The following is a 25,335-nucleotide window of genomic DNA, read 5'->3' on the forward strand; positions in this document are numbered from 1 at the left end:
GCGGAAAGGACCGAACCCTGCAAGCCTGAACGCCGGATCATGCGTCGGCCGCCGGAGCTCTCCGGTTCAATCCCTCCGATCCGCCCAAGCTCATAGCAAGCGCGTCCCAAGCTGCTGCGCCTCCCAGCCTTCGAGAAATTCCCGCTGCTGCGTGACCCAGCGGACATTCTCGCTACCCCATTCGCGCGAACGGCTGGCCTGCTCGCCCATCAGCCAGAAGTGCCTGACGATCACGAAGGCATGCGCGGCCTCGAAATCAGCGGTCGAGATCGGGCGGACCGAGCGGTAGCCGTCGACGAAGGCGTGCCACGCCGCATGAAAGCGCCGGCCGAACGACAGCTTGGCCCACAGGAACACGGCCATGTCATAGGCCAGATAGCCGGGGCCGCCGTCGTCGAAGTCGAAGAACACGGCCTCGCCGCCAGCGCCGATGCGCGCATTGAAGCCGTGGCAGTCGCCGTGACAATGCGTCCATGTCAGGCCCTCCATCGCCTCGATCCGTGCGGCGGTTCGCTCCGCGATGTCCTGGAGAAAGCCGCCATCATCGGCATCGATTAGGCTGCAGAGCTGTTGAACGCGCGCGAGCGGCCGGCGCAGCAGATGGTCGAGGTCCAGAAGATAGAGCGGCGCTTCGGGCCGATAGGACATCGCCGCCGCGTGCACTCGGGCAAGCGTCACGCCGTTGGCGCGCGCGTCGCTCTGCGATGCGACCTCCGGGGTCCGTCCCTCGATGGCGTGAAACAGCACGCCTTCGCGGCGGCCTTCCGCCGCCTCGCCGCGTACGAACAGCGCGCCGTCGCGTGCCGGAACCGCCGCGGCCACCGGCACGCCGCAGCGCGCGAGATGTGCGAGGAAGTCGGTCTCGGTGCGGACATCGGCCGGGCCGCGGGCGCGGTGATGCGACAGACGGAAGACGTAGCGTGCGCCCGTTGCGGATGTAATCAGATAGACGTCGTTGAAGCCGCGGTTCATCAGGCGGCACGCGAGCGGCTCTGATAGCGCGTAGTGTGTTGCCACGAAGCGGCCCACGCTCTCGGCGCCGGTCGTGGTGTAGATCGGCTCGAAGTCGGGCACGTCGCGTGTTCCGGATTGTGGAGACGATGGCATCCTAGGCGGCTGCCGTCCGCAGTGAAAGCCGGGACGGGCACGAGCAATCCATCGCATTGGCGTAGGCAGGTTGTACCGGACTGCCCGTCGGGCAAATCGATCGAGGTGGCGAGCGCAATCTGCCGCTGATGTCCAGCCCGCCTGCGAAAAATATGCTTGTTTCGTTTTTCCGGAAATCATGCTTACCTCCCGCGCATCCCGCCTCATGCAGAGAGGGGCGTACGCGTCGTCACGATACGCGGGGGCGGGGAGTGGTGGCCGTCGCGAGGTCGGGCGCGTTCGCGCGCAAGACGACTGATGTCGTGGCGGACGGTCAAGCCGTGTGGTCCTGGCACCCCGAAGCTGGCGCCAAGCTTGCGATCACGTTCGTGCGTGGTTGCGAGCGACGGGGGCAAACAAGCCGGTCCCCGGGGAGAGCGCGGAGCAGCCGTGAAAACCATCGCGCAGGGAAGGCCGGGTCGATCCGGCTGATCCTGTGGTTCCTGCCCCGTGCATTCTTGTCGCACGGGGGCCACGGGCCTCAGCCGAGGCTCGGCCTTCCCTGCGCCCTCTCGTTTCGAGAGGAGATCGATCAGCACAGCTCGGGCCCATCGCGCCGCGAGAGTGCGAAGTCATGTCTCGACGCGGCGCATCTCAAGTTGGCCGATGGCCGTGAAGGCGAACGCGCCTCGCGAAGAAGGCCCGGCGGCCGAATGCCGCAGCCCAGAGAGTCTCGCGCGTGTCCCGGTTGACCGAGATCAAGAGCGCTCGCGCTTGCTCCCTTAAGCCCCTACAACTCTGTTATTCGTTGTGATCAAGAATGGACGTCGTGGTGCCGCAAGATCCCATCGTGCCTCCATCTGGCTTGCGGCGGCGGCTCGGACTGCCGCTGCTGGTCCTCTATGGCACGGGCGTAACCGTCGGAGCCGGCATCTACGTCCTGATCGGCGCGGTCGCCGGTCATGCGGGAGTCCATTCCTCCTGGGCCTTTGCGCTGGCGGCGTTCGTGATGGCGTTCACCGCCGCCTCCTATGCCGAACTTGCGACCCGCTATCCCGTGAGTGCCGGCGAAGCCGCCTATGCCCGCGCGGCATTCAAGTCGCGGCTGTTGTCGACGGCGGTCGGCACGCTGCGGCTCGCCACCGGCATCATCGCGGCGGCCGCGGTGACGCTCGGCGGCGCCGGCTACATCCGGCAACTGATCGATCTGCCGACGCCGCTGATCGCGATGGCCATCGTGGTCGCGCTCGGCATGGTCGCGTCCTGGGGCATTCTCGAATCGGTGATGCTCGCCGGACTGCTGACCTTGATCGAGACCGGCGGACTGGTGTGGATCGTCGTCTCGGCCGTTCACTCCGGCGTCGCGTTCGGCCCTGCCTTGCTGACGCCGCCGCCGCTCGATCTCGGCGTTCTCTCAGGCATCACGTTCGCCGGCCTGCTCGCGTTCTTCGCCTTCGTCGGCTTCGAGGACCTCGCCAACGTCGTGGAGGAGGCCAAGAGCCCGCAGCGAAACATTCCGCGGGCGATGGCGCTCACGCTGCTGATCACCGCCGTACTGTATGTGCTGATTGCAGCGATTGCGGTGACCGCCGTGCCGCCGGGCACGCTGTCGGCCTCTTCCGCGCCGCTCAGCGTGGTGTTCAATGCCGTAGCGGGCATCAGTCCGGCCACCTTCAATGCGATCGCGATCGTGTCCACGCTCAACACCATTCTCGCCCAGATGACGATGACGGCCCGCGTCGTCTATGGCATGGCGGGGCAGGGCGACCTGCCGCGCATCGCCGGCCGGGTCGATCCCCGCACCGGAACGCCGCTGATCGCAACCGGGCTCGTCATGCTGGCGGTCGCGGTTCTCGCGCTGGCCTTCCCGCTGGAGCGGCTGGCGGAAGGCACCTCGCTCGCGACGCTGACGATCTTTGCCATCGTCAACCTGTGCCTGCTTCGTATTCGCATCCGGCGCATTGGATCGGATGCCGCCCATGTGCGGGTGCCGCTATGGGTCCCTGCGCTCGGTCTCATCACGTGTATGCTGATGATCGTCAGCGCGTTCGTCGCGCCTTGAGCCGGCCGGGAAGGAACTGTCAGCCCGATGTATCATGTTTCCCGATGGTCCCCGGCGTCGACCCGGCGATGTGATTCAGGACCATGTCGATGCCGGATGTCATGAGCCTCAATCCTGGGATCATCGCGATCGTCGTCGCGCTCGGCATCGGATTGCTGATCGGCTTGGAGCGCGAGCGTCGCAAGGGCGAAGGGCCCGGGCGCTCGCCCGCGGGCTTGCGGACCTTTGCCGTCGCCTCGCTGGCCGGCGCGGTGAGCATGCTGATCGGCGGCAAGGTGCTGCTGGCCATCGTCACCGCTGGAATCATGGTCCTCACGGCGATCGCCTATTGGCGTTCGCGCAGCGACGATCCGGGACTGACCTCGGAGGCGGCGCTGATCCTGACCGTCCTGCTCGGCGGCCTCGCCACCGAGCAACCTGCTCTGGCGGCGGGCGTCGCCGTCGTGCTGGCGGTGCTGCTGGCGGCCCGGCCGGTGCTGCACGACTTCGTCCGTTCGGTGCTCAGCGAGAGCGAGCTCAAGGACGGCCTGATCTTTGCCGCGGCCACGCTGGTGGTGCTGCCTCTGCTCCCGGATCAGCCGATCGGTCCGTACGGCGCGCTCAATCTGCGCGGCATCTGGACGCTCGTCGTCCTGATGATGGCGATCGGTGCCGCCGGACATGTCTCGATGCGTCTGCTCGGCGCACGCGGCGGGCTCGCCGTATCCGGCTTCGCCTCGGGCTTCGTCTCCAGCACGGCCACGATCGGCGCGATGGGCGCGCGGGCGCGCAAGGCGCCGGAGCTTGGCGGTGCCGCGGCTGCGGGCGCGACATTGTCGACCGTCGCGACCATCGCTCAGCTCGCCGCGGTGCTGGCCGTCACCAGCCTGCCGGCGCTGCAGGCGCTGCTGGTTCCGCTGCTATGCGCCGGCGCGGCGGCGGCGATCTACGGTGCGATCTTCACGATCGTCGGCTTGCGGCAGAGTGGCGCCGCGGACCTGCCGCCCGGACACGCCTTCAGCCTGCCGGGCGCGCTGTTGCTGGCGCTGACGATCTCAGCGGTGCTGGTGCTGTCGGCCGCGTTGCGCGAGGCGTTCGGCGAAGCCGGCCTGGTGGCGAGCGCCGCCGTCGCCGGTCTCGTCGATACCCATGCGCCGGCGGCGGCCGCGGCTGCGCTCGCCGCATCGGGCAAGATCAGCGCGGCCGATGCCGTGGCTCCGGTGCTCGCGGCGCTGTCGACGAACACGATCAGCAAGATCGTGGTGGCGTGGACCAGCGGTGGGTCGTCCTTCGCCCTGCGTCTCGTCCCCGGACTCGTCCTCGTCATCGCCGCCGCGTGGGCCGGCGCCTTCGGACCGAGCCTTGCCCATGGTCTTGCCGATGTGCTGGTCCATCCGTGAGCGCGACGTCCGCGCCGCACCTACGCGCTGCGCGGCAAGCGCTCGACCGCGGCAGCAGCACCGCTGCGATGCTGGACGAGCCACGCGATGGCGTCGTCCTCCTTCATCGGCTTGCCATACAGCCAGCCCTGTCCATAGGAGCAGCCGAGCATGCGAAGGCACTCGGCATCCGCCTCGCTCTCGACGCCCTCGGCGATCATGCGGTGGCCGAGCGGCAGCGCCACCGCGGTGATGGCGGCGACGAGCTGCTGATCCCGTCGATTGCTGGCGATGCCGTGGATGAAGGAGCGGTCGACCTTGATGGTGTCGATCTCGACCGCCATCAGGTTGGCAATCGAGGAATGGCCGACGCCGAAATCGTCGATCGCAAGACCAAAGCCGTATTGGTCGATCAGCTTCAATTCGTCGGCGCAGCGCTTGGGGTCGAACATCGCCTCTTCGGTCACCTCGATCTCGATCCGGTGGGGATCGACGCCGTAGCGCTCGGAGACGGTCTTGAGGGTCTGCGCTGGCGAGTGAAGCGGGAATTCCCGCGGCGAGACGTTGATCGATACCCGGATGCCGTGCGCCTTCTTGCGGTCGAGCGCGCGCAGGAACGCGCAGACGCGCTCGCCCACGAACTCCGTGAGCTGGCCGGACAGGCGCAATCGGATCGCCGCGGACACGATGTCCGGCGGCGGGATCAGTCCGGCGCTCGGGTGCTTCCAGCGCAGCAGCGCCTCGAACCCGATGACCTCCTGCGTGGCCATCGCGACCTGGGGCTGGAATTCGACGTGGAGCTCGCGGCGGGCCAGCGCGGCGGGGAGCTCCGCATCGAGCCGGCGCTGCAGCGTCAGCTCGGACTGCATCTTGGCGTCGAACACGCGCATGCAGCCGCGACCGTCGTCCTTGGCGCGATACAGCGCGACGTCGGCGCGGGCGGAGAGCTCTTCCAGATCGATCGAGCCTTCCGCATGCGCCGCGATGCCGATCGAGCAGCTGACGGGCAGCACCTGGCCCGCGATCGCGAGCGGCTGCGTGAGGGCGGCCATCAGCCATTCGGCGAGTGCGACGGATCGGCTCGCGACATCGTCACCCTGCATGACGACCACGAACTCGTCGCCGCCCAGGCGAACCGGCAGATCGTCGGCGTGGCAGGCGGACTGCAGCAGGGTGGCGACTGCCTGGATGACCCGGTCGCCGGCGTCGTGGCCGCGCGTATCGTTGATGGTCTTGAAGTTGTCGACGTCGATCAGGAGGAATGCGACCCCACGTCCGGAACGGCAGGCCGCGGCGGCCACGGTGCGGAAGTGACTGCGATTGGCGAGCCCGGTGAGCGAGTCCGTGCGAACCAGGCGCTCCAGGGCGTGGTTGGCCTCGGCGACGGATTCCGCCAGCACCGTCGCCTCGATGGCGGTATTCTGGCTCGCAATGAAGTTGCGCTCGCCGAGCCGCGATGCGCGGAACAGCATGAAGGTCAGGAATGCGACGTCGACCGCAACGATGTAGTCGACATCGCTGCCCGAGATCAGCATCCGCAACACGGTCGAGCCCATCAGCGGCGCGCCGAAGGCGATCGCCATCGGCGAAAAAGCAAGACTCTGGATGATGGCGCCGGTGGTGGTGCCGGCCATGATGAAGACGACGTCGTTGACGTTGTGCGCGCGGGAGAAGGCCGGCAGCGCGAGCGGGACGATCGCCCACAGCACTCCGCTGGCGAAAGCCATGATGGTGAGATTGCGCAGCACGCGCCGTGGATCGCGCTCGATCCGTCCGGAAGACTTCAGGTACGACACCCATCCAGCGCGGAGCGCCGCGAAGGTGATGGCGGCTGCCAGCCACCAGAAGATGAGCGTGCCCCCCTCTCTGAGATACAGCAACAGCGCCAGCGACGTTGCGATCGCCACATTGGCGAACAGCGTCAGGGAAATGTTCTGCAGCGAGCTCGCTGCCTGGGCTTTCGCGAGCGCCGCCGCTTTGCACTCGGTGATTGCGGTCTGCATGCGCGGAACGGACGGCCCTGCTGAATCGGTGACGGAAGCGGGCAGCCATGGCGGCGCCCAACGCGGCGACGCAGGAGCATGCTGAACAGGGGCCTAAGGTGGGGTTAATCCAGCCCATTATACCGCCGGACGGCCGAGCCATGCGGCGAGCCGTCTGGCCGATCGAGCCGGTGGTCGTCGACGTCGGACATCGATCACCCCCAGCCGGCACGGCCGTGCGAGCGCTTCCGCCATTTCACAGAGGTCCAACGACGACGACAAAGCGCCGATCCGCTACGGATCGAGCTCGGTGTCCCAATAGAGATAGTCGAGCCAGCTGTCGTGCAGGTAGTTCGGCGGAAACAGCCGGCCGTTGCGATGGAGCTGGTGGACGGTCGGCGCGTAGGGCGCCTGCTTGGGGAACATCTTGGCCTGCTGCGGGGTCAGATTGCCCTTCTTCAGATTGCAGGGCGAGCAGGCGGCGACGACGTTTTCCCAGGTGGTCTGGCCACCCTTGCTGCGGGGAATGACGTGGTCGAAGGTCAGGTCGTCGCCGGAGTGGCAGTACTGGCAGGCGAAGCGGTCGCGGAGGAAGACGTTGAAGCGGGTGAAGGCCGGATGCGTCGTCGGCTTCACGAAGGATTTCAGCGAAACCACGCTGGGCAGCTGGATCTCGAAGGAGGGACTTCGGATCGCTCTGTCGTAGTATTCGACAATGTTGACGCGATCGAGGAACACCGCCTTGATCGCGTCTTGCCACGACCAGAGAGACAGCGGGTAATAACTCAGCGGCCGGAAGTCCGCGTTCAGCACCAACACCGGCCAACCGCCTTGCGAGACATGTGCGTTCAAGTAACGCTCCTGGCCTCCATAACGGCTGCGAAGCAGCATGCCCTCATATACTACATGCAGCGTGACGGGATTGTGAAGCCCCAAGAATGGCTTGACACATGGCTTGACACAGCTTCTCCCGCCCTTCCAGCTTCGGCCCAAAGCGCGTCAGAACCGTGGCAGAGGGTTAGGTCGCTGCACTGCAAATCAGTTGCATGTCTTCGGTTTGGGGAGAGGACCAGCCGGACCAAAAGTCAGCCCGGGACCCGCTCCAGCTTCTGCAGGCAGTGGGAGATCCTGACCTCGGCGGGCATCGGCCGGTCCGGGAAGCTTGTGCTCCAATTGGTGACGCCGACCTCGCCGACATAGATGTCGCCGCCGCTGTCGATCGCGAGGCCGTGCGGCGCCAGGAAACGGCCGGTTTCCAGGCCCGGGCCGTGCTCGCCGCCCAGCCGCGCCAGCCGCTGACCGCCAGCATCCGTGATGGTCAGGCGAGGGCCGAGATTGGGGACGTTGAGGTTGACCGGCATGCCCGGGCCGAGCTCACCGATGATGAAGGTCCTGCGCTCCGCGCCGTAGGCGCACAGCGCGCAGGGCCGGTGCAGATTGTTCCACTGCGTCTCGTAGCGGCCGTCGCCGTCGAAGATCTGGATGCGGTGGTTCTCGCGATCGGCGACGTAGACGAAGCCATCGGCATCGGTCGCGATGTTGTGAACGATGTTGAACTGGCCGGGATCCGAGCCTGGCTCGCCCCAGCTGCGGATCAATCTGCCGTCGGGGGTGTATTTGTGGACCCGCGCATTGCCGTAACCGTCGGAGACATAGATCTCGCCCGAGGGCGACAGCGCGGTGTGGGTGCAGCGGTTGAACGGCTCGCCGCTCATGAACGGGGTCGGACGCTTCGGCAGGCCGATGGTCAGCAGCACCGTCCCTTCCGGAGTGCATTTGCGGACGGTGTGGTCGCCATCATCGGTGCAGTACAGATTGTCGTCGCCGTCGATCGACAGGCCGTGGGCGCGGCTGAACAGGCCCTCGCCCCAGCTCTTGATGAAATTGCCGCCGCGGTCGAACACGATCATCGGATGGGCGCCGCGATTGAAGGCGTAGACGCGGTCCTTGCTATCCACGGCAACCGAGGCGACGTCGGTCAGCGCCCAGCCCTCGGGCAGCCTGGCCCAGTCCTTGACGACGCGATAGGTGAAATTGCCCGTTCCAAGAATGGACATCGCCTCGCCTCCCTGCCTCCGTGCAACCTCAGTCCTGGCAACGCTACACGGCTTTGGTCGCGGGTGAAAACCTGGTTACGTCGCCATCGTCAGCATGTGGCCCTGATGCGGCGGAATATGACCTTGCAAGGTGTCGAGATAGACGCGCTGCACGGCCTCCGGTCCGCGTCCTTCCGTGATCGTGAGCCAGCCGTCGAGCCGCGGAGCGAAGTCCCGCCACGCCGCGCCGAGCCGCGCCTCGATGCCGCCCGGTCCCCATTCCTTGGCGCGCTTCCTGATCTGGTCAGGCGCGAAGAACCAGGTGGGCCGGGCGCCGGAAAGCGTCTCGACATCATCGCTGCCGTCCTGATGCGTCAGGCCGATGCGGCCGGAATAGACGAGGTTGTCGCCGTAGTGTCGATGCAGCGCGGCGCGCAGACTGGCATTGCCGGCCATGTCGACGAAGGCCGCGCGCGACGTCGCGTCGAGCATGTCGACCGCATCGTAGGTCACGACCTCGTCGTAGCAGCCGAGCGAGCGGACGAAGGCCGCATGCGATGGCGAGGTCAGCCCGATCACGCGGATGCCCTTGCGCTGCGTATGCAAGAGGTGGGCGAGTCCGAACGCGGTCTTGCTCGAGGCCGAGGACAGGATCACGGTCGTTGCGCCGAATTGGGCCTGTTCGGCGAGAAAGTCATCGACCAGGAACGACAGCATGAACAGTGGGCGCAGCAGGGCCTGATAGTCGCCTTGCCGTCCGGCAAAGGCGGGATCGTCGCCGACCCGCGCATAGGCGTTGTAGACCGGCGCGACGCCCTGCCGGTGTGCGGCCGCGTCGCGCAGGCCGCGCTTGCCGACGTCGGCGGCCTCGATGACGAGATGCGTCGCCATCGGGAAGTAGCCGAACAGGCGCTCGCCTTCCGCGACGGCAGGATGGCGGGAGGCGATCACGTCGCCGAAGCCCCACACGGGAATGATGCCGAAGCCGTCGGGCGCAGGAAACAGTTGCCAATATTTCAACTGCTCGCCGAGCAGCGCGTAGGTGATGTTGTTGGCGGTGAAGGCGAAGCGGTCGACCTTCACCAGCAGCGCCTCGGCAGGAAGCGCGGCGCCATCGGGAAGCTCGGTGACGATCGTCTTGCACTGCTGCAGATCGTTGCGTGTGACGATGAAGTCGGACGATTGCATGATGAAGACCTCGGCCGTTCGATGATGTGCGTCGTGGTGCGATCCTGGCCGACATCGATGACCGTTTTGCAACCCCAACTTTGTTTGAAACGGCGTTCACCGGAGTTGTTAGTTCGCCGATGCGATGACGCCCTCGCGCTTCTTGACCACGCGGTAATAGCTCCACCACAGGTGCGCCGCCGCGCCGCGCAGCGGGCGCCACGATTCGGCCAGCGGCATCATCTGCTTGGCCGTAGGCCGCGCCGCAAGGCCGAGCCCGACCTTGACCGCCTCCTGCACGGCGAGGTCGCCGGCCGGCCAGGCATCGCCATGGCCGAGGCAGAACAGCAGGTAGACGTCGGCGGTCCACGGTCCGATGCCGGGCAGGGTCGTCAAGGTGGCGTGGGCCGCATCGGCGTCCTCATTGGCGAGCACGTCGAGATTGAGCCGCCCGGCGCCAAGCTCGCGCGCGATGTGCTTCAGCGTCTTGATCTTGGCCGCAGAGAGACCGAGCCGTCCCAGCCGGTCGGCGCGGGCGCGGCGGATGGCGTCGGCATCGAACGGATCGAATGCCGCCTGCAGCCGGCCCCAGATCGCGGCCGCGCTGGCGGTCGACAGTTGCTGGCCGCAGACGATGTGCGCGATCCCGGCAAAGCCTGGCTCGCGCCGCCGCAGCGCCGGCATGCCGGCGGCGGCGAGGATCGGCGCCAGCCGCGCGTCCTGCTTCACCAGGTCGCGGATCGCATCCTCGAGGATGTCCTGGCTATCGAGGTGAAGGGTCATCTCAGTGCGACCTTTTCCATTGTCATGCGCGGGCTTGACCCGCGTATCCATCTCGGATCGAACGAGCCCGCGAAGAATGATCGTCGGACCACGCCAGCTCAAGTCCGGCAAGGACGAGATGACATGCCACCCGTTTTCCGATTCGCCCCCAGCCCGAACGGCTATCTGCATCTCGGCCACGCTTTTTCGGCGCTGTTGAACTTCCAATGCGCGCAGCGGAGCGGCGGCCGCTTGCTGCTGCGCATCGAGGACATCGACCCGACCCGCTGCCGCCCCGAGTTCGAGCAGGCGATCTATGAGGACCTCGCCTGGCTCGGCATCACCTGGGAGCAGCCGGTGCGGCGGCAATCGGAGCACCTCGCCGAGTATCGCGCTGCGCTGGAGCGGCTGCAGGGCATGGGGCTGGTCTATCCGAGCTTCGAGAGCCGGGCCGAGGTCGCGCGGATGGTCGCGCAACGGAATGCAGAGGGGGCTTGGCCGCGCGATCCGGATGGCGCGCCGCTCTATCCGGGGACGGCGACCTCGCTCTCCGAGGCGCACCGTGCGGCACTGATGGCCAGCGGCGCGCCCTATGCCTTGCGGCTCGACATGGCCGCCGCGGTCGCGCGCGCGGGCCGGGCGGCCTGGGACGAGTATGGCGCCGGGCCTTGGGGCGAGAGTGGCAGGGTCGAAGCAAGGCCGGAGGCCTGGGGGGATGTGGTCTTGGCGCGCAAGGAGACGCCGACCAGCTATCACCTCTCCGTCGTGATCGACGACGCCCTGCAGGGGGTGACGGAGGTGGTGCGTGGACAGGACCTGTTTCATGCCACGAGCGTCCACCGGCTGCTGCAGGTCCTGCTCGGCCTGCCGGCCCCGGCCTATCGGCATCACCAACTGATTCGCGACGCGCAGGGCCACAAGCTGTCCAAGTCCACCCAGGCGACGGGATTGCGCGCCTTGCGCGCGGAAGGCGTCTCGCCGACGGAAATCCGACACAGGATCGGCATGGTCTAGCCGTGTCCTGTCCGCAGCCCTGATATCTCCGAATGTTTCCGGCGGGGACAACCTCCGGGGCATCGTGACACCCGGAAACGACCGTGCCATGCTGCTCAATGGCGCGGGTAATCGGGAGCTTCAATCGAAAGCGGCACGACGAGACATGACAGTACAAGTGCCCCTTCGTTTTTCGGAGTTCATGTCACAGGGGCCATGATGAAGCGCGTTCGGAAGATGAGTACGGGGCGTCGGGCCCGACCGGCCAAGCCGGCTGCGCCCAGGCCCGCCGGCGCGTCCAGAGCGCCCGCTGAAAAGGCGTCCTCCAGGACGACATCCGTCAGGATGCCGTCGCCCGCAGCACAAGCGCCGAAGACACAAACGCCGAAGACACAACCGCCGAAGGCCAAGGCCGCGAAGGCGGCGCCGGCCAAGGAGCGCGCCAAGGCGCGACCGCTCAAGAAGCACGTTCCTCAGGTCACGGCGATGGCGGGGAGCCGGCGAAGCGCGGCCAAGTCCGGAGTGAGGAAGCCCGAAACCGCGAAGTCAGTGCCCAGGGCTGGTGCCGGATCACCAGGGGTCGTCGAAGCCGCGCTGGCGGTGTTCGCCCATGAGGTGCGCACGCCGCTGACAGGCATTCTCGCCATCAGCGACCTGCTTGCCACCTCCGAGCTCGGCGAGCGCGAGCGGCGCTGGGTCGATACGATCAAGGCCGGCGCGGAGCATCTGTCGAGCCTCGCCACCCTGTTCGTCGATGCCGCCAAGGACGAGACCGCCGGCGCGCTGCTGCGTGAGGATCTGTTCGATCTGCGCGTGCTGGCGCGGGCCGCCGGAGACTCGCTGTCGGGCCGCGCCGCCGCCAAGGGGCTGGATGTCAAGGTCCACGTCTCCGACGACTTGCCGGGACTCGTGTTCGGCGATCCCGTGCGGCTGCGCGCTGCGCTGGAGAACCTGATCGACAATGCGGTGAAGTTCACCGAGCAGGGCGGCGTCGCGCTGGAGGTCGTTCCCGCACGTCGCGGCGGTCGCGGCAAGCCGAGCACGGGCGCAGGCCGAGGCGCGAACAGGGGCCGCGCCGCGATCGCCTTCCACGTCTCGGATTCGGGCATCGGCCTGACCCTGAAGGAGATCAAGCGGCTGTTCCGCCCGTTCAGCCAAGCCAATGTCTCGATCGCCTCGCGCTTCGGCGGCGCCGGCCTCGGCCTGTCCTCGGTCCGGCAGCTGGCGCGCGCGATGGGGGGCGACGTCGCCGTGGCGCCGCATGAAGGCGGCGGCACGACCTTCACGCTGACCGTGACGCTGACCGTTGCGGCCGCGCCGCACACCGCGGCGGGCGGATCGGAGAATGGCGTGACCCTGGCGCCGACAAGGCCGTTGCGCATCCTCGGGGTCGAGGACAATCCGTTCGGCCGCGTGGTGCTCAACACCATCCTCAACGAGCTCGGCCACCAGGCCGAGTTCATCGGCCGTGGCGAGGCGGCGCCGGAGCGGATCGCGGCCGGCAATTACGATGCGGTGCTGATGGACATGGTGCTGCCCGGCATCAACGGCGTCGAGGCGATTGCTCGCATTCGCAAGCTGGACGCGCCCCAAGGGACTATCCCGATCATCGGCGTGTCCGGACGCGGCGAGGACGAGGCGGCCTCGCGCGCTGCCGGCGCGGACGCGTTCCTGCTCAAGCCCGTTTCGCCGCGGGCTCTAGCGACTGCGCTTCTTGGAGCGATACGCCGCGCGGCAGCCGCGACTTGATGATCGAGGCGTTCAACTCGCCGCCATACACGAAAATCGCGGCGATGAAATACAGGAACACCAGCGCGATGATCACCGACGCGAGCCCCGCATACATCGTGACGTAGTTGTTGGCGAAGCGCGCCAGATACTGGCCGAACACGATGCCCGACACCAGCGAGGCGACGAAGGTGAAGACGATGCCGGGCACGATCTGCATGAAGCTGCGCCGGCCCGCCGGCAGCCAGGCGTGCAGGATGAACAGCGCGACGATCAGCGCGCTGATGGTGATGCCGTAGCGCGACAGGTTGACGAAGCGCTCGTTGGCTTCGACCGCCAGCGGCAAATAGCGCCGGGCGGTGGCCAGCATCAGCGGGCCGAGCACGATCAGGAACGACATCGCCAGCGCCGTGAACGCGGCGACCAGGGTGTAGCCGATCGATTCCAGCCGCAGCCAGTACCAGCGGCGCTGCTCGATCACGCCATAGGCGCGGTTGAGCGCGACCCGCAGCGCCTCGACGCCATTCGAGGCGAAGTAGACCGCGAGCACGGCGCCGATGGTCAGCGCATCGGTCCGGGTCGTGGTCAGCACGTCGTGGATCTCGCCGGTCAGCGCATCCGCGACCTGCGCCGGCCAGGTCTCGAGCATCAGGGTGGCGGCCTGGTCGGCCAGGTCTTTGGAGCCGAGAAAGCCGGCGAGCGAGGTCAGGACGATCAGGAACGGAAACAGCGCCATCAGGGTCGACAGCGCGATATGGCTGGCGATCGCCCAGCCGTCGTCGGCGAGGAAGGTGTAGAACGCGTCCATGACGACGTGGAAGATGTAGCGAAGCGCCTTCACCTGTCCCTGCACTCCGCAAAAGAAACTTGGTTTGTACAATCCGATATTACGGGTCCAAAAGCCAGAAGTTGCAGCGCCGGCCGCGCGGATCCGCCATGGCGCTCTTGCGTCTGCGGTGTTATCTAGCCCCGATGGCTTCACTTCTCGGTAAATTCATCCTTCCCATCGCCGTCGGCGCGGTCGCCCTTGTGCTGTTTCTCGGCCTCGTCAACATGACGCGCGGCGGCTCGCCGAACCTGTCGCAGAAGCTGATGCGCTGGCGGGTGATCCTGCAGTTCGTCGCGGTCGTCATTGCCATGGCGGCGATCTGGGCGATGGGGCGCTGAGACCGAGACGCCGAGGCGTCGAGAAACGGACGTTGAGAAGCAGCATGGTGGTCCTGAATCGCATCTACACGCGGACCGGTGACGACGGCACGACCGCGCTCGGCAATGGCGAGCGCCGTCCCAAGTACGATCTGCGCGTCTCCGCCTATGGAACCGTCGACGAGACCAACGCTGCGATCGGCGTGGTCCGGCTGCATCTGGCCGATGCGCCCGAGATCGATGCGATGCTCGGCCTGATCCAGAACGATCTGTTCGACCTCGGCGCCGATCTGGCCGTGCCGCAGCGCGAGGGCAAGGCGGAGCGGCTGCGCGTCGTCGCCAGCCAGGTCGACCGCCTGGAGCGTGACATCGATACGCTGAACGAACGGCTCTCGCCGCTGACGTCGTTCGTGCTGCCCGGGGGAACCGCGGCGGCGGCGCATCTGCATGTGGCGCGTACCATTTGCCGCAGGGCGGAACGGATCATGACGGAGCTCGCCGGCAAGCCCGACGAGCCGGTCAGCGAGGCCGCCATTCGTTATATGAACCGGTTGTCGGATTTCCTGTTCGTGGCGAGCCGGGCCGCGAACCGGAACGGCGCCGGCGACGTGTTGTGGGTGCCCGGGCAAAACCGTTAACCCGGCGGCGTGCGGGCCTGCGTTTTTTCGCCCGTCGCGCGTTGACCGGGGGGGATGGGGGCTTTAGGTTCCGCGCCCGAAAGGTCAACCCCGGACAATTTAGAGCGAAAGAGGATCGATGAAGGTTCTGGTGCCGGTCAAGCGGGTGGTCGATTACAACGTCAAGGTCCGCGTCAAGAGCGACGGATCGGGCGTTGAGCTCGCCAACGTCAAGATGTCGATGAATCCGTTCGACGAGATCGCCGTCGAGGAAGCGCTGCGGCTGAAGGAAGCCGGCAAGGCGACCGAGGTGGTGGTGGTCTCGATCGGCCCCGCGCAGGCCTCGGAGACGATCCGCACGGCGCTCGCGATGGGCGCGGACCGCGGCATCCTGGTCAAGGCCGAGGGCAACGTGGAACCGCTGGCGGTCGCCAAGATCCTCAAGGCCGTCGCCCAGGAGGAGCAGCCGGGCCTGATCATCCTCGGCAAGCAGGCGATCGACGACGACTCGAACCAGACCGGCCAGATGCTGGCGGCGTTGCTCGGCTGGGCGCAGGCGACCTTCGCCTCCAAGCTCGAGGTCGACGGCTCCGACTTCAAGGTCACCCGCGAGGTCGATGGCGGCCTGCAGACCGTGAAGCTGAAGGGGCCGGCGATCGTCACCACCGACCTGCGCCTCAACGAGCCGCGCTATGCGTCGCTGCCGAACATCATGAAGGCGAAGAAGAAGCCGATCGCCGAGAAGACCGCCGCCGACGCCGGCGTCGATCTCACGCCGCGGCTCGAGGTGCTCAAGACCACCGAGCCGGCGGGCCGCAAGGCCGGCGTCAAGGTCAAGGACGTCGCCGAGCTCGTCAACAAACTCAAGACCGAGGCGGGGGTGCTCTGATGGCCACGCTGCTGATTGCCGAACACGACAATGCCGGGATCAAGGACGCGACCAACAAGGCGCTGACGGCGGCCACTGCCCTCGGCGCCGATGTCGACGTGCTGGTCGCGGGCCAGGGCGCCAAGGGCGCGGCCGATGCCGCCGCCAAGCTCGCAGGCGTCAAGAAGGTGCTGCTCGCCGACGACGCGGCCTACGCGCATGATCTCGCCGAGCCGCTCGCCGACCTCGTCGTCAAGCTCGCCGCCAACTACGACGCGATCGTAGCCCCCGCGACCTCGCGCTTCAAGAATGTGATGCCGCGCATCGCCGCCCTGCTCGACGTGATGCAGGTGTCGGAGATCATCAAGGTCGTCGCGCCCGACACGTTCGAGCGGCCGATCTATGCCGGCAACGCGATCCAGACCGTGAAGTCGAAGGACGCCAAGAAGGTCATCACCGTGCGCACCTCGACCTTCGCCGCGGCCGGCGAGGGCGGTAGCGCCGCGGTCGAGACGGTGGCGGCGGCCGGCGATCCGGCGCTGTCGACCTTCGTCGGCGAGGAGGTCGCCAAGAGCGACCGCCCCGAGCTGACCTCGGCCAAGATCATCGTCTCCGGCGGTCGCGCGATGCAGAGCCGCGAGAACTTCGCCAAATACATCGAGCCGCTGGCTGACAAGCTCGGCGCCGGCGTCGGCGCCTCGCGTGCCGCGGTTGACGCAGGCTACGCGCCGAACGACTGGCAGGTCGGCCAGACCGGCAAGGTCGTGGCGCCGGAGCTCTATGTCGCGGTCGGCATTTCAGGCGCCATTCAGCATCTGGCCGGCATGAAGGACTCCAAGGTGATCGTCGCGATCAACAAGGACGAGGACGCGCCGATCTTCCAGGTGGCTGATTACGGCCTAGTGGCCGATCTCTACCAGGCGGTCCCCGAGCTGACCGAGGCGCTCGGCAAGCTCGGCAAATAACGCTGCTGGCACCGGCCGCATGGGACCGCGGCGGCCGGTGTTCTCACTTCTAAGGGCATGGACGGGCGCAGCAGGCGTGCCGTCCGGGTGGATGACAACATGGCTCAGATCAACAAGCTCGGTGTGATCGGCGCAGGACAGATGGGCAACGGCATCGCGCATGTCGCCGCGCTGGCCGGGCTCGACGTGGTGCTCAACGACGTCACTGCCGACCGGTTGAAGTCGGGCATGGCCACCATCAACGGCAACCTGACCCGTCAGGTGGCCAAGAAGGTCATCTCCGAGGAGGCCCGCAATCAGGCGCTCGGCCATATCTCGATCACCGAAACCCTCGACGGCCTGGCCGATTGCGATCTCGTCATCGAGACGGCGATCGAGAAGGAGGACGTCAAGCGCAAGATCTTCCACGATCTGTGCGCGGTGCTGAAGCCGGAGGCGATCATCGCCTCCAACACCTCGTCGATCTCGATCACCCGGCTCGCCGCCTGCACCGACCGCCCCGAGCGCTTCATCGGCATCCATTTCATGAACCCGGTTCCGCTGATGGAGCTGGTGGAGCTGATCCGCGGCATCGCCACCGACGACGCCACCTTCGAGGCCGCCAAGGAGTTCGTCGGACGGCTCGGCAAGCAGGTCGCCGTCTCCGAGGATTTTCCGGCCTTCATCGTCAACCGCGTGCTGCTGCCGATGATCAACGAGGCGATCTACACGCTGTATGAGGGCGTCGGCAACGTCGAGGCGATCGATGCGGCGATGAAGCTCGGCGCGCATCACCCGATGGGCCCGCTGGAGCTTGCCGATTTCATCGGCCTCGATACCTGTCTGTCCATCATGCAGGTGCTGCACGAGGGGCTGGCGGATTCCAAATACCGGCCCTGTCCGCTGCTGGTGAAATATGTCGAGGCCGGCTGGCTCGGCCGCAAGACGCAGCGTGGCTTCTACGATTACCGCGGCCCCAAGCCGGTGCCGACCCGCTAATTTCCCGCCACCGCGGCTCCCTCGATACGCTTCGTTAAGCCTCCTCGGCTAGCATGTGCCCCAGAGAGGTAAGCGCGTATGGATATGAGCTTGGTGGCTGCGGTCATGGCGCAGCAGACGGGTGCGATTCAGCAGCAGGTCGCGACGTCGGTGATGAAGCAGAACCTGAACGCCCAGAAGGATGCCGTCATGACGCTGCTCGGCGGCGCGCAGCAGACGCTGTCGCTCGCCAATGCCGGCCCCGGCGTCGGCGGCAATCTCAACATCGCGGCCTGATATCTCTGGTTACAGGCCCGCGGCCGCCTTCGATGTCGCCGCCTGGATCAGCTTGACCGCGTCGGCGCTGTCCCATTCGGCGGGACCCGCGATGGTCGCGATCTCGCAGCCATTCGAATCCACCAGCACCGAGGTCGGCATGCCCAGCGCGCGGCCGACCGCCTTCAGGTCCTGGAACACCTTGGCCTTCTGGTCGCTGAAATAGGCGAGCTGCGTCAGCTTGGCGTCGCTGAGGAACGCCTTCGGCTTCTCCGGATCGCGGGTGTCGATGTTGACGGCGACCACCTGGAAATCGTCGCCGCCGAGCCTGGCCTGCAGCCCGTCCAGCGCCGGCATCTCCTTGCGGCACGGCACGCACCATGTCGCCCAGAGGTTCAATAACACCGTCTTGCCGCGGAAATCCGACAGCTTCTTCGACGCGCCTGCGGCGTCCTCGAAGGCGAGATCCGGCAGCCGCAGCGGCACTGTTGCCGCCGTCAGCGCCGCCACCTCGCCCTTGATCAGCGGCGCGATCCGCTTGGCGGTGGCGACCGCCGCTTGGCACGCCTGGTCGCCCGACGGCCGTCCCTTCAGCAATCCGCCAAACGCCACCGCGGCGATGCCAGCCGCGGCGACGACCGCGACGGCACTGGCCGCGAGCAGCGTCCGGCGCGAGCGGGCGGGGCGGGCAGGGGACGGGTCAGGCTTATCGTTTGTCATCTCGGGTCGGTTGCGGCTATCAGGAGCGCGAGTTTCGGGGCGGCGCCGGACGGTGTGTCCCATCCCATGGCGGTCAGCAAGGTCTTAAGAGCGGTTCAGGCATGAGCAACAAGATGTGGGGCGGACGGTTCTCGGAGCGTCCCGACGCGATCATGGAGGACATCAACGTCTCGATCGACGTCGATCGCCATCTCTACGCACAGGACATTGCCGCTTCCAAGGCGCACGCCGCCATGCTCGCCGCCCAGGGCATCATCACCGCGACTGATGCGAAAAATATCGGCAAGGGTCTAGACACGATTCTGTCAGAGATCACCAAGGGGTCGTTCCAGTTCAAGCGGGCGCTGGAAGACATTCACATGAATGTCGAGAGCCGGCTCGGCGAGCTGATCGGCCCGGCCGCGGGCCGCCTGCACACCGCGCGCTCGCGCAACGACCAGGTCGCGACCGATTTTCGCCTGTTCGTGCGCGACACCATCGACGAGATCGACGCCGCGCTGGCCGCCTACCAGCATGCGCTCGCGACCCGCGCGCTGGCGTTCGCCGGCACCGTGATGCCCGGCTTCACCCATCTCCAGACCGCCCAGCCCGTCACCTTCGGCCACCATCTGCTGGCCTATGTCGAGATGGCCGGGCGCGACCGCGGCCGCTTCATCGATGCCCGCAAGCGCCTCAATGAATCGCCGCTCGGTGCCGCCGCGCTCGCCGGCACCTCGTTCCCGATCGACCGCCACGCCACCGCCGAGGCGCTCGGCTTCGAGCGCCCGATGGCCAATTCGCTGGATGCGGTGTCGGACCGCGACTTCGTGCTGGAGACGCTGTCGGCCGCCTCGATCTGCGCGGTGCACCTGTCGCGCTTCGCCGAGGAGATCGTGATCTGGACCTCGCCGCTGGTCGGCCTGATCAAGCTGTCGGACAAGTTCACCACCGGCTCCTCGATCATGCCGCAGAAGCGCAATCCGGACGCCGCCGAGCTGGTGCGCGCCAAGACGGGTCGCGTCATCGGCGCGCTGAACGGGCTGCTGATCGTGATGAAGGGCCTGCCGCTCGCCTACCAGAAGGACATGCAGGAGGACAAGCAGGGCGCGATGGAGGCGTTCGCGGCGCTGTCGCTTGCCGTGCGCGCCATGACCGGCATGGCGCTCGACCTCGTGCCGGACGAGGCCCGCATGAAGGCCGCCGCCGGCGAGGGCTATGCCACCGCGACCGATCTCGCCGACTGGCTGGTGCGCACGCTCAAGATGCCGTTCCGCGAGGCCCACCACGTCACCGGGCGGATCGTGGCTCTGGCCGCCAAGCAGGGCGTGGCCCTGCACGAGCTGCCGCTGACGGCGATGCAGGAGGTCGAGCCCAAGATATCAGCCGAGGTGCTCGGCATGCTCTCGGTCGAGTCCTCCGTGAAGAGCCGCATCAGCTACGGCGGCACCGCGCCGAAGAACGTGGCGTCCCAGGCCAAGAGCTGGCTGAAGCGGCTGGAAAAACAGCGAAAGTAGGGCTGCTGTCTGAAATTTGACCGGCGTGGCGTGGCTCTCCGGCACTCGCCACATCCGGTCAATCTCTGTATGGTGCCGCCCGCATGGGGATCTCACACGTGAATCGCGCTCGTCGTCCAACCTCCGCCGCCCGGGTCGTCCTCGTCCTGGGCGCCACAGCCCTTCTGCTCGCCGCCTGCGGGCGCAAGGGCCCGTTGGACCTGCCGGCCAATTCCCCGCCGGCGCCGCAGATGTCGGCCGCTCCCGCCGACACCGCGACGGAAGCTGCGAACAAGCCCGGCCTGTTCAACTCCGGCTACGGCGCCGACGCCGCCCCCGCCGCCACCCGCGGCCAGAAGAAACCCTTCATCCTCGACCCGCTGCTCGACAGCAAATAGCGGCTGACGCGCCCGCGACGGGCACCACCCCTTCTCCGGGGGAGATCGCATCCGACCGACGCCTGCGCAGGCACCTAGGCCGCCACCGTCCTTCGAGACGCCCGCCTCCGGCGGGCTCCTCAGGACGAGGACTGAACTTGTGGCGCGACCTGGCCCCCGGCGAGATCTCCACCCTCATGGTGAGGAGCGCCGCGCGCGGCGCGTCTCGAACCATGAGGCCCGGACGGCGCGGCATCTGTGCCTCGGCGAGGACGGCAGCTTCAATTGACATTCCGGCTCATTTCCCGGCAATTCGCCGCCACAATCAACCTTCTCGCGGCCCCGTGCGCGGATCAGACCCATGAATCACTTCGACTACCGCGACGGCGTGCTGCACGCCGAGGCCGTCAATCTCATCTCCCTCGCCGCCACCGTCGGCACCCCGTTCTACTGCTACTCCACCGCGACCCTGGAGCGGCACTACCGCGTGTTCGCTGAGGCCTTCACCGGCCAGGACGTGCTGATCTGCTACGCGATGAAGGCCAACTCCAACCAGTCGGTGCTGCGCACCCTGGCCAATCTCGGCGCCGGCGCCGACGTCGTCTCCGGCGGTGAATTGAAGCGCGCGCTGGCGGCCGGCATCGCCTCGCGCAAGATCGTGTTCTCCGGCGTCGGCAAGACCGAGGCCGAGCTGCGCGCCGCGCTCGCGGCCGACATCCACTGCCTCAACATCGAGTCCGAGCCCGAGCTCGATCTGCTGGCGCGGCTCGCCAATGAGACGGGGCACACCGCCCGCATCTCCGTGCGCGTCAATCCGGATGTCGACGCCGGCACCCACGCCAAGATCTCGACCGGCAAGTCGGAGAACAAGTTCGGCATCCCGCTCGACCACGCCCGCCGCGTCTACGCCCGCGCGGCGAAGATGAAGGGCATCAAGGTCACCGGCGTCGACGTCCATATCGGCAGCCAGATCACCGATCTCGGCCCCATGGAGACGGCGTTCCGCATCCTCACCGAGTTCGTGCAGACGCTGCGCGCCGACGGCCACGACATCTCCCATGTCGATTTCGGCGGCGGCCTCGGCATCCCCTATCACATGGACCGTGCGGTGCCGCCGGAGCCGGCGGCCTATGCCGCGATGGTCAAGCGCGTCTCGCACAATCTCGGCTGCACCCTGATGTTCGAGCCCGGCCGCATGATCGTCGGCAATGCCGGCATCCTCGTCGCCAAGGTGATCTACGTGAAGCACGGCGAGGCCAAGAACTTCGTCATCATCGACGCCGCGATGAACGATCTGATCCGCCCGACGCTCTACGAGGCCCATCACGACATCCTGCCGGTGATCAAGCCCGCGCCGGGTACGCCGTCCTTCACAGCCGACGTCGTCGGCCCGGTCTGCGAGAGCGGCGACTACCTCGCGCTCGACCGCACGCTGCCCGAGCCCAAGCCGGGCGACCTCCTCGCCATCATGACATCAGGCGCCTACGGCGCCGTCCAGGCCTGCACCTACAACACCCGCGCGCTGGTGCCCGAGGTCCTGGTCAAGGGCGACCAGTCAGCGGTGATCAGGCCGCGCATCGAGGTCGAGCAGCTGATCGCCATGGACACGCCGGCGCCCTGGCTGTGAGGACGATCAATCGAACAGATCGGGCCTGATCTCGCGCGAGTGATGCATGATGGCGCGGATCACGACGCCGTCGCGATCTTCGGTGTAGAACACGATATGCGCCTGGAACCGAAACCGCCGGTGCCCGGGCGCAATATCGTCCACACTCGCACCGATCCGCGGAAAATTCGCCAGCAGATCGAACGTCCGCTCAAGCCCGGCATGGTAGGCGTCGGCTTGGTACGTACCAAAAGTGCTGTTCGTATAATCGTAGATTTCAAGCAGATCAGCCTCGGCGCGGGCTGAGAGCTTGAACTCAGCCACGGCGAGCCGCCGCCCGCCGTTGTGCCTCGGCGCGAATATCGCTCATGGTCGAGCTGCTGATGCGCGCGCAATCGGTATGCTGCAGCACTTCGCGGTAGCGCGCGAGCTGCTCGTCGCGGCTCAAAGCCTGCCATTCGGCAAGCTCGGCTTCGCTCGGCGGCAGCGCGGAAGGCATTGCACGGGTGGTAGCGTCGGTCATATCCATAAAATAGCACGGGCCACCGGGAGATGCGAGGGGGGCCGGTCTGCCGCAGCGCGACAAGCGCACCCAGGACAGGGACATCCGGAACGCCCAGGACCTCGCGGCGACATTGGAGGATTGAGGATGAAGATCAGCAAGCTCAAGACATTCGACGCCGCTGAGCATCTCCGCACCCCGGCCGCCCGCGCGGAGTATCTCAACCTCGTGCTCGCCGACGGTGATCCCGCCGAGGTCCGCGACGCGCTCAATCTCGTCGCCCGCGCGCAGGGCATGAGCCAGGTTGCCAAGGCCGTCGGCGTGACGCGGGAAGGGCTCTACAAGACGCTCGGCGAGAACGGCAACCCGGAGTTCGCGACCGTCCTGCGGATCATGACCGCGATGGGAATCCGGTTGACGGCCGAGCCGGCCCGCGCCAAGCCGAAGACGAAAGCCGCGGCGTCGCGGTGATCATCCGCGTCGCCATCATCTCGGACGTCGTTCGAGACACGCGACGATCTCACCGATGACGGCCTGTAGCAGTCGATGGCTCGACAGGGCATCCTGAGGCGCGCTCTGAGCCGGGCTACGCCACCAATACGCTTCCCAGTCCTGGTCGCTCATCTCCATCGTCGAAATGTCCCGAAGCTCGGCCAGCAGTGGTTCAAGCTCGTCGTCCCCAAAGAACTCGATCAGGAAGACGCCCAGCTCATCTTCCGATGCGAAGACTTTCGACACCCCCTGAAAAAGCCCGCCGGCCATTCGATCGAAGAGCGGATATCGGCTTGGATCGATGGTGCTCATTGTTGTTCTTCACCCCTTGCGGGCAGGACCCGGGATACCGCATATGGCCCCGCCAGCCGGTTACCTCACTCAACCCGTTCCGTCACTCTACCAGCAGGACCCCACCCATGAGCATTCGCGTCGGCATCGTCGGGATCAGCGGTTTTGGCGGCGGCGAGGCGATGCGCCTGGTCGCGGGGCATCCCTCGTTCGAGCTGGTCTACGCCGCGGGCGAGGGCAGCGCCGGCGACCGGCTGGCGGAGCGCTTCCCCGGCGTGCCGGCCAGGCTCGCCGATCTCGTGATCGAGAAGTGGGACCCCACGCGCCTGCCGCAGCTCGACGTGCTGTTCGCCTCGCTTCCCACCGGCGCCTCGCGGGAGGCGCTGGCGCGCGTGCCGGCGGACGTGAAGATCGTCGACATCGGCGGCGACCACCGCTACGCCGACGGCTGGACCTACGGCCTCGCCGACGTCTGGCCCCAGGAGATCGCGGGCAAGACCCGCATCGCCAATCCCGGCTGCTTCCCGGCGGCGGCGCTGACCCCGCTGGCGCCGCTGCTGGCCGAGAAGCTGATCTCGCCCGACAACATCGTGATCGACGCCAAGACCGGCATCTCCGGCGCCGGCCGCGGCGGCGACAGCAAATTCGGCTACGCCGAGAGCAACGAGAACCTGATCCCCTACGGCCTGCTCAGGCACGTTCACATGCCCGAGATCGAAAGCACGATCGCGCGCCTCGACGGCGGCAGCGCCGCCGGCCTCGTGTTCACGCCGCATCTGGTGCCGATGACCCGCGGCATCCTCGCCACGATCTACGCCCGCGGCCGCGCCACGACGGCGCAATGCCTCGACGCCGCCCGCCGCTTCTACGAAGGCAGCGCCTTCGTCCGCGTCACCGACACGCCGCCGCAGACCAAATGGGCCACCGGCTCCAACCTCGCCTTCGTCAGCTACGCCGCCGACCCCGACCGCAATCTGGTGATCGCGCTCGGCGTCGTCGACAATCTCGGCAAGGGCGCCGCCGGGCAGGCGGTGCAGAACGCGAATCTGATGTGCGGGCTGCCGGAGACGGCGGGACTGGAGGGGGCGCCGGTTTGGCCGTGAGGGCTTGGGCGACCAGGCCTGTGGCCCGGTCGCGGATTGAGGCCCCGGGCGCTGATTGCGACGGAGAGGCTTGCACCGTGGTCGTGAGATGTGATTTGGCGGGGCGCTAGCCTTTTACAATCGCGATGATTTGCTCAGGTGTGAGCTCCCCATGAGCGGGTCTGTTCTTCTGATAGCGCGTAAGCATCTTGCGATACTGTTGGATTGTTGCCGAACTATGGGAATTAAGGTCCGGATTGATCTCGGTATACCGGTCGAGATGTTTGACCAAGTGGTCGACCACAGTCGCGTGCTCGTCGTTGTTGAAGTCGAAACCTTGGAATTTTAGGTAATCATCAAAAGGATCAGTTCTTTTCTTTATAGCTGATAGTTGGGCTGCATCTAATTTCTTGAGACTGTTTGACATGTGCCGGTACATGTCGAGGATGTCGCAGGTCTCTTCGACGATTTCCGGTTGCTTCTGGTCCTCGCGTACGATGGATCCGTACTTCCAACGAAACGCCCATGTTTGGTTGTTAAAAATAGTCGCCAGCACGAAGTCGGGATCGATCTCGCCCTTGATGCCGTGATGCTTATAAACTTCCGCTAACATAACCAATATCAGCCGTTCGCCATCGCTCAATACCATTTCTGATATCCTTTCGAGAAACTACTCGCTTGTATGTCGGTTCTTCCCGAAAGAGCGTCAAGGTTCTTACTGAAAAATTCGTCCCGGGGGTTCTGTTCGCCTTGGATGCGCAGATCCTGGGTAGGCCGGCCCTCTGGCCGC

Annotated in this window: 27 protein-coding genes; 15 read left to right on the plus strand and 12 right to left on the minus strand. The window is 66.7% G+C overall.

The genetic code is table 11. The features are described 5' to 3' along the window. Window positions 1-90 precede the first annotated feature (90 nt). Window positions 91-1,074, minus strand: coding sequence for a phosphotransferase enzyme family protein (locus QX039_RS23555; RefSeq protein WP_315736192.1), 984 nt, complete (start codon window positions 1,072-1,074; stop codon window positions 91-93). 862 nt (window positions 1,075-1,936) lie between these two features. Here QX039_RS23555 and QX039_RS23560 point away from each other — a divergent pair. Both QX039_RS23560 and QX039_RS23565 read left to right on the plus strand, forming a co-directional pair. Continuing rightward, the gene (locus QX039_RS23560) at window positions 1,937-3,148 is read left to right on the plus strand and encodes an APC family permease (protein WP_315736193.1); all 1,212 of its coding nucleotides are present in this window, start codon (window positions 1,937-1,939) and stop codon (window positions 3,146-3,148) included. 83 nt (window positions 3,149-3,231) lie between these two features. After that, entirely contained in the window at window positions 3,232-4,527 is a 1,296-nt protein-coding gene (locus QX039_RS23565; RefSeq protein ID WP_315736194.1) for an MgtC/SapB family protein, read from the plus strand. A 20-nt stretch (window positions 4,528-4,547) separates the two neighbouring features. Here QX039_RS23565 and QX039_RS23570 read toward each other — a convergent pair whose 3' ends face one another. The 5 genes from QX039_RS23570 to QX039_RS23590 all read right to left on the minus strand — a co-directional run bounded on the left by QX039_RS23570 (window position 4,548) and on the right by QX039_RS23590 (window position 10,474). Next, a complete protein-coding gene (locus tag QX039_RS23570; RefSeq protein ID WP_315736195.1) occupies window positions 4,548-6,509 on the minus strand; it encodes a putative bifunctional diguanylate cyclase/phosphodiesterase in 1,962 nt (653 codons plus the stop codon). A gap of 273 nt (window positions 6,510-6,782) precedes the next feature. Next, window positions 6,783-7,340 (minus strand): HNH endonuclease, encoded by a 558-nt coding sequence (locus tag QX039_RS23575; RefSeq protein ID WP_009025578.1) that lies wholly within the window; start codon window positions 7,338-7,340, stop codon window positions 6,783-6,785. Between the two features lie 233 nt (window positions 7,341-7,573). Then, entirely contained in the window at window positions 7,574-8,545 is a 972-nt protein-coding gene (locus QX039_RS23580; RefSeq protein WP_315736196.1) for a peptidyl-alpha-hydroxyglycine alpha-amidating lyase family protein, read from the minus strand. A gap of 75 nt (window positions 8,546-8,620) precedes the next feature. Further along, complete coding sequence (locus tag QX039_RS23585; protein ID WP_315736197.1) at window positions 8,621-9,712, minus strand: DUF2855 family protein; 1,092 nt, start codon at window positions 9,710-9,712, stop codon at window positions 8,621-8,623. A gap of 108 nt (window positions 9,713-9,820) precedes the next feature. Next, entirely contained in the window at window positions 9,821-10,474 is a 654-nt protein-coding gene (locus tag QX039_RS23590; RefSeq protein WP_315736198.1) for a DNA-3-methyladenine glycosylase 2 family protein, read from the minus strand. Window positions 10,475-10,597: 123 nt separating this feature from the next. Between QX039_RS23590 and gluQRS the strand changes: the two genes are divergently transcribed. Continuing rightward, on the plus strand, window positions 10,598-11,467 hold the full coding sequence (gluQRS, locus tag QX039_RS23595) for a tRNA glutamyl-Q(34) synthetase GluQRS (protein ID WP_315736199.1): 870 nt from the start codon (window positions 10,598-10,600) through the stop codon (window positions 11,465-11,467). Between the two features lie 573 nt (window positions 11,468-12,040). After that, window positions 12,041-13,195, plus strand: a complete 1,155-nt coding sequence (locus QX039_RS23600) for an ATP-binding protein (RefSeq protein WP_409998898.1) — start codon at window positions 12,041-12,043, stop codon at window positions 13,193-13,195. Here the strand turns inward: QX039_RS23600 and QX039_RS23605 are convergent. Beyond that, window positions 13,122-14,015 carry a YihY/virulence factor BrkB family protein gene (locus QX039_RS23605; protein WP_315736201.1) on the minus strand — a complete coding sequence of 298 codons (894 nt, stop codon included), beginning with the start codon at window positions 14,013-14,015 and terminating at the stop codon, window positions 13,122-13,124. The two genes, QX039_RS23600 and QX039_RS23605, sit on opposite strands and share 74 nt — an antisense overlap. Before the next feature lie 131 nt (window positions 14,016-14,146). Between QX039_RS23605 and QX039_RS23610 the strand changes: the two genes are divergently transcribed. The 6 genes from QX039_RS23610 to QX039_RS23635 all read left to right on the plus strand — a co-directional run bounded on the left by QX039_RS23610 (window position 14,147) and on the right by QX039_RS23635 (window position 18,024). Beyond that, window positions 14,147-14,341, plus strand: a complete 195-nt coding sequence (locus tag QX039_RS23610; protein ID WP_015664263.1) for a twin transmembrane helix small protein — start codon at window positions 14,147-14,149, stop codon at window positions 14,339-14,341. A gap of 44 nt (window positions 14,342-14,385) precedes the next feature. After that, window positions 14,386-14,958 (plus strand): cob(I)yrinic acid a,c-diamide adenosyltransferase, encoded by a 573-nt coding sequence (locus tag QX039_RS23615; RefSeq protein WP_315736202.1) that lies wholly within the window; start codon window positions 14,386-14,388, stop codon window positions 14,956-14,958. 118 nt (window positions 14,959-15,076) lie between these two features. Then, window positions 15,077-15,826 (plus strand): electron transfer flavoprotein subunit beta/FixA family protein, encoded by a 750-nt coding sequence (locus QX039_RS23620; RefSeq protein WP_315772759.1) that lies wholly within the window; start codon window positions 15,077-15,079, stop codon window positions 15,824-15,826. Further along, a complete protein-coding gene (locus QX039_RS23625; RefSeq protein WP_315772760.1) occupies window positions 15,826-16,770 on the plus strand; it encodes an electron transfer flavoprotein subunit alpha/FixB family protein in 945 nt (314 codons plus the stop codon). The genes QX039_RS23620 and QX039_RS23625 overlap by 1 nt, the downstream gene beginning before the upstream one ends. A gap of 99 nt (window positions 16,771-16,869) precedes the next feature. After that, window positions 16,870-17,748: a 3-hydroxybutyryl-CoA dehydrogenase gene (locus tag QX039_RS23630; RefSeq protein ID WP_315736205.1), complete on the plus strand. Its 879-nt coding sequence runs from the start codon at window positions 16,870-16,872 to the stop codon at window positions 17,746-17,748. A gap of 78 nt (window positions 17,749-17,826) precedes the next feature. Then, entirely contained in the window at window positions 17,827-18,024 is a 198-nt protein-coding gene (locus QX039_RS23635) for a putative motility protein (RefSeq protein WP_315736206.1), read from the plus strand. Between the two features lie 9 nt (window positions 18,025-18,033). On the opposite strand, the gene tlpA is transcribed toward QX039_RS23635, so the two are convergent. Next, entirely contained in the window at window positions 18,034-18,723 is a 690-nt protein-coding gene (gene tlpA, locus QX039_RS23640) for a thiol:disulfide interchange protein TlpA (RefSeq protein ID WP_315736207.1), read from the minus strand. Between the two features lie 101 nt (window positions 18,724-18,824). Here tlpA and argH point away from each other — a divergent pair, with 101 nt between their 5' ends. The 3 genes from argH (at window position 18,825) to lysA (ending at window position 22,199) form a co-directional block, all read left to right on the plus strand. Next, window positions 18,825-20,216 carry an argininosuccinate lyase gene (argH, locus tag QX039_RS23645; RefSeq protein ID WP_315736208.1) on the plus strand — a complete coding sequence of 464 codons (1,392 nt, stop codon included), beginning with the start codon at window positions 18,825-18,827 and terminating at the stop codon, window positions 20,214-20,216. A gap of 83 nt (window positions 20,217-20,299) precedes the next feature. Then, window positions 20,300-20,593, plus strand: a complete 294-nt coding sequence (lptM, locus tag QX039_RS23650; RefSeq protein ID WP_315736209.1) for an LPS translocon maturation chaperone LptM — start codon at window positions 20,300-20,302, stop codon at window positions 20,591-20,593. A gap of 340 nt (window positions 20,594-20,933) precedes the next feature. Next, window positions 20,934-22,199 carry a diaminopimelate decarboxylase gene (gene lysA, locus QX039_RS23655; RefSeq protein WP_315772761.1) on the plus strand — a complete coding sequence of 422 codons (1,266 nt, stop codon included), beginning with the start codon at window positions 20,934-20,936 and terminating at the stop codon, window positions 22,197-22,199. 6 nt (window positions 22,200-22,205) lie between these two features. Here lysA and QX039_RS23660 read toward each other — a convergent pair whose 3' ends face one another. Together QX039_RS23660 and QX039_RS23665 are read right to left on the minus strand one after the other, a co-directional pair. Then, entirely contained in the window at window positions 22,206-22,502 is a 297-nt protein-coding gene (locus QX039_RS23660; protein WP_315736211.1) for a type II toxin-antitoxin system RelE/ParE family toxin, read from the minus strand. Then, a complete protein-coding gene (locus tag QX039_RS23665) occupies window positions 22,495-22,707 on the minus strand; it encodes a hypothetical protein (RefSeq protein ID WP_315736212.1) in 213 nt (70 codons plus the stop codon). The genes QX039_RS23660 and QX039_RS23665 overlap by 8 nt, the downstream gene beginning before the upstream one ends. 120 nt (window positions 22,708-22,827) lie before the next feature. Between QX039_RS23665 and QX039_RS23670 the strand changes: the two genes are divergently transcribed. Further along, a complete protein-coding gene (locus tag QX039_RS23670) occupies window positions 22,828-23,151 on the plus strand; it encodes an addiction module antidote protein (RefSeq protein WP_315772762.1) in 324 nt (107 codons plus the stop codon). A gap of 15 nt (window positions 23,152-23,166) precedes the next feature. Here QX039_RS23670 and QX039_RS23675 read toward each other — a convergent pair whose 3' ends face one another. Then, complete coding sequence (locus QX039_RS23675) at window positions 23,167-23,484, minus strand: hypothetical protein (protein WP_315736214.1); 318 nt, start codon at window positions 23,482-23,484, stop codon at window positions 23,167-23,169. 107 nt (window positions 23,485-23,591) lie between these two features. On the opposite strand from QX039_RS23675, the gene argC reads away from it, so the two are divergent. Then, window positions 23,592-24,566 carry an N-acetyl-gamma-glutamyl-phosphate reductase gene (argC, locus tag QX039_RS23680; protein ID WP_315772764.1) on the plus strand — a complete coding sequence of 325 codons (975 nt, stop codon included), beginning with the start codon at window positions 23,592-23,594 and terminating at the stop codon, window positions 24,564-24,566. 106 nt (window positions 24,567-24,672) lie between these two features. Here the strand turns inward: argC and QX039_RS23685 are convergent, their stop codons facing one another. Next, the gene (locus tag QX039_RS23685; protein ID WP_315772765.1) at window positions 24,673-25,194 is read right to left on the minus strand and encodes a YfbU family protein; all 522 of its coding nucleotides are present in this window, start codon (window positions 25,192-25,194) and stop codon (window positions 24,673-24,675) included. Window positions 25,195-25,335 lie beyond the last annotated feature (141 nt).

This window comes from Bradyrhizobium sp. SZCCHNR1043 (assembly GCF_032489675.1).
Lineage (GTDB): Bacteria > Pseudomonadota > Alphaproteobacteria > Rhizobiales > Xanthobacteraceae > Bradyrhizobium.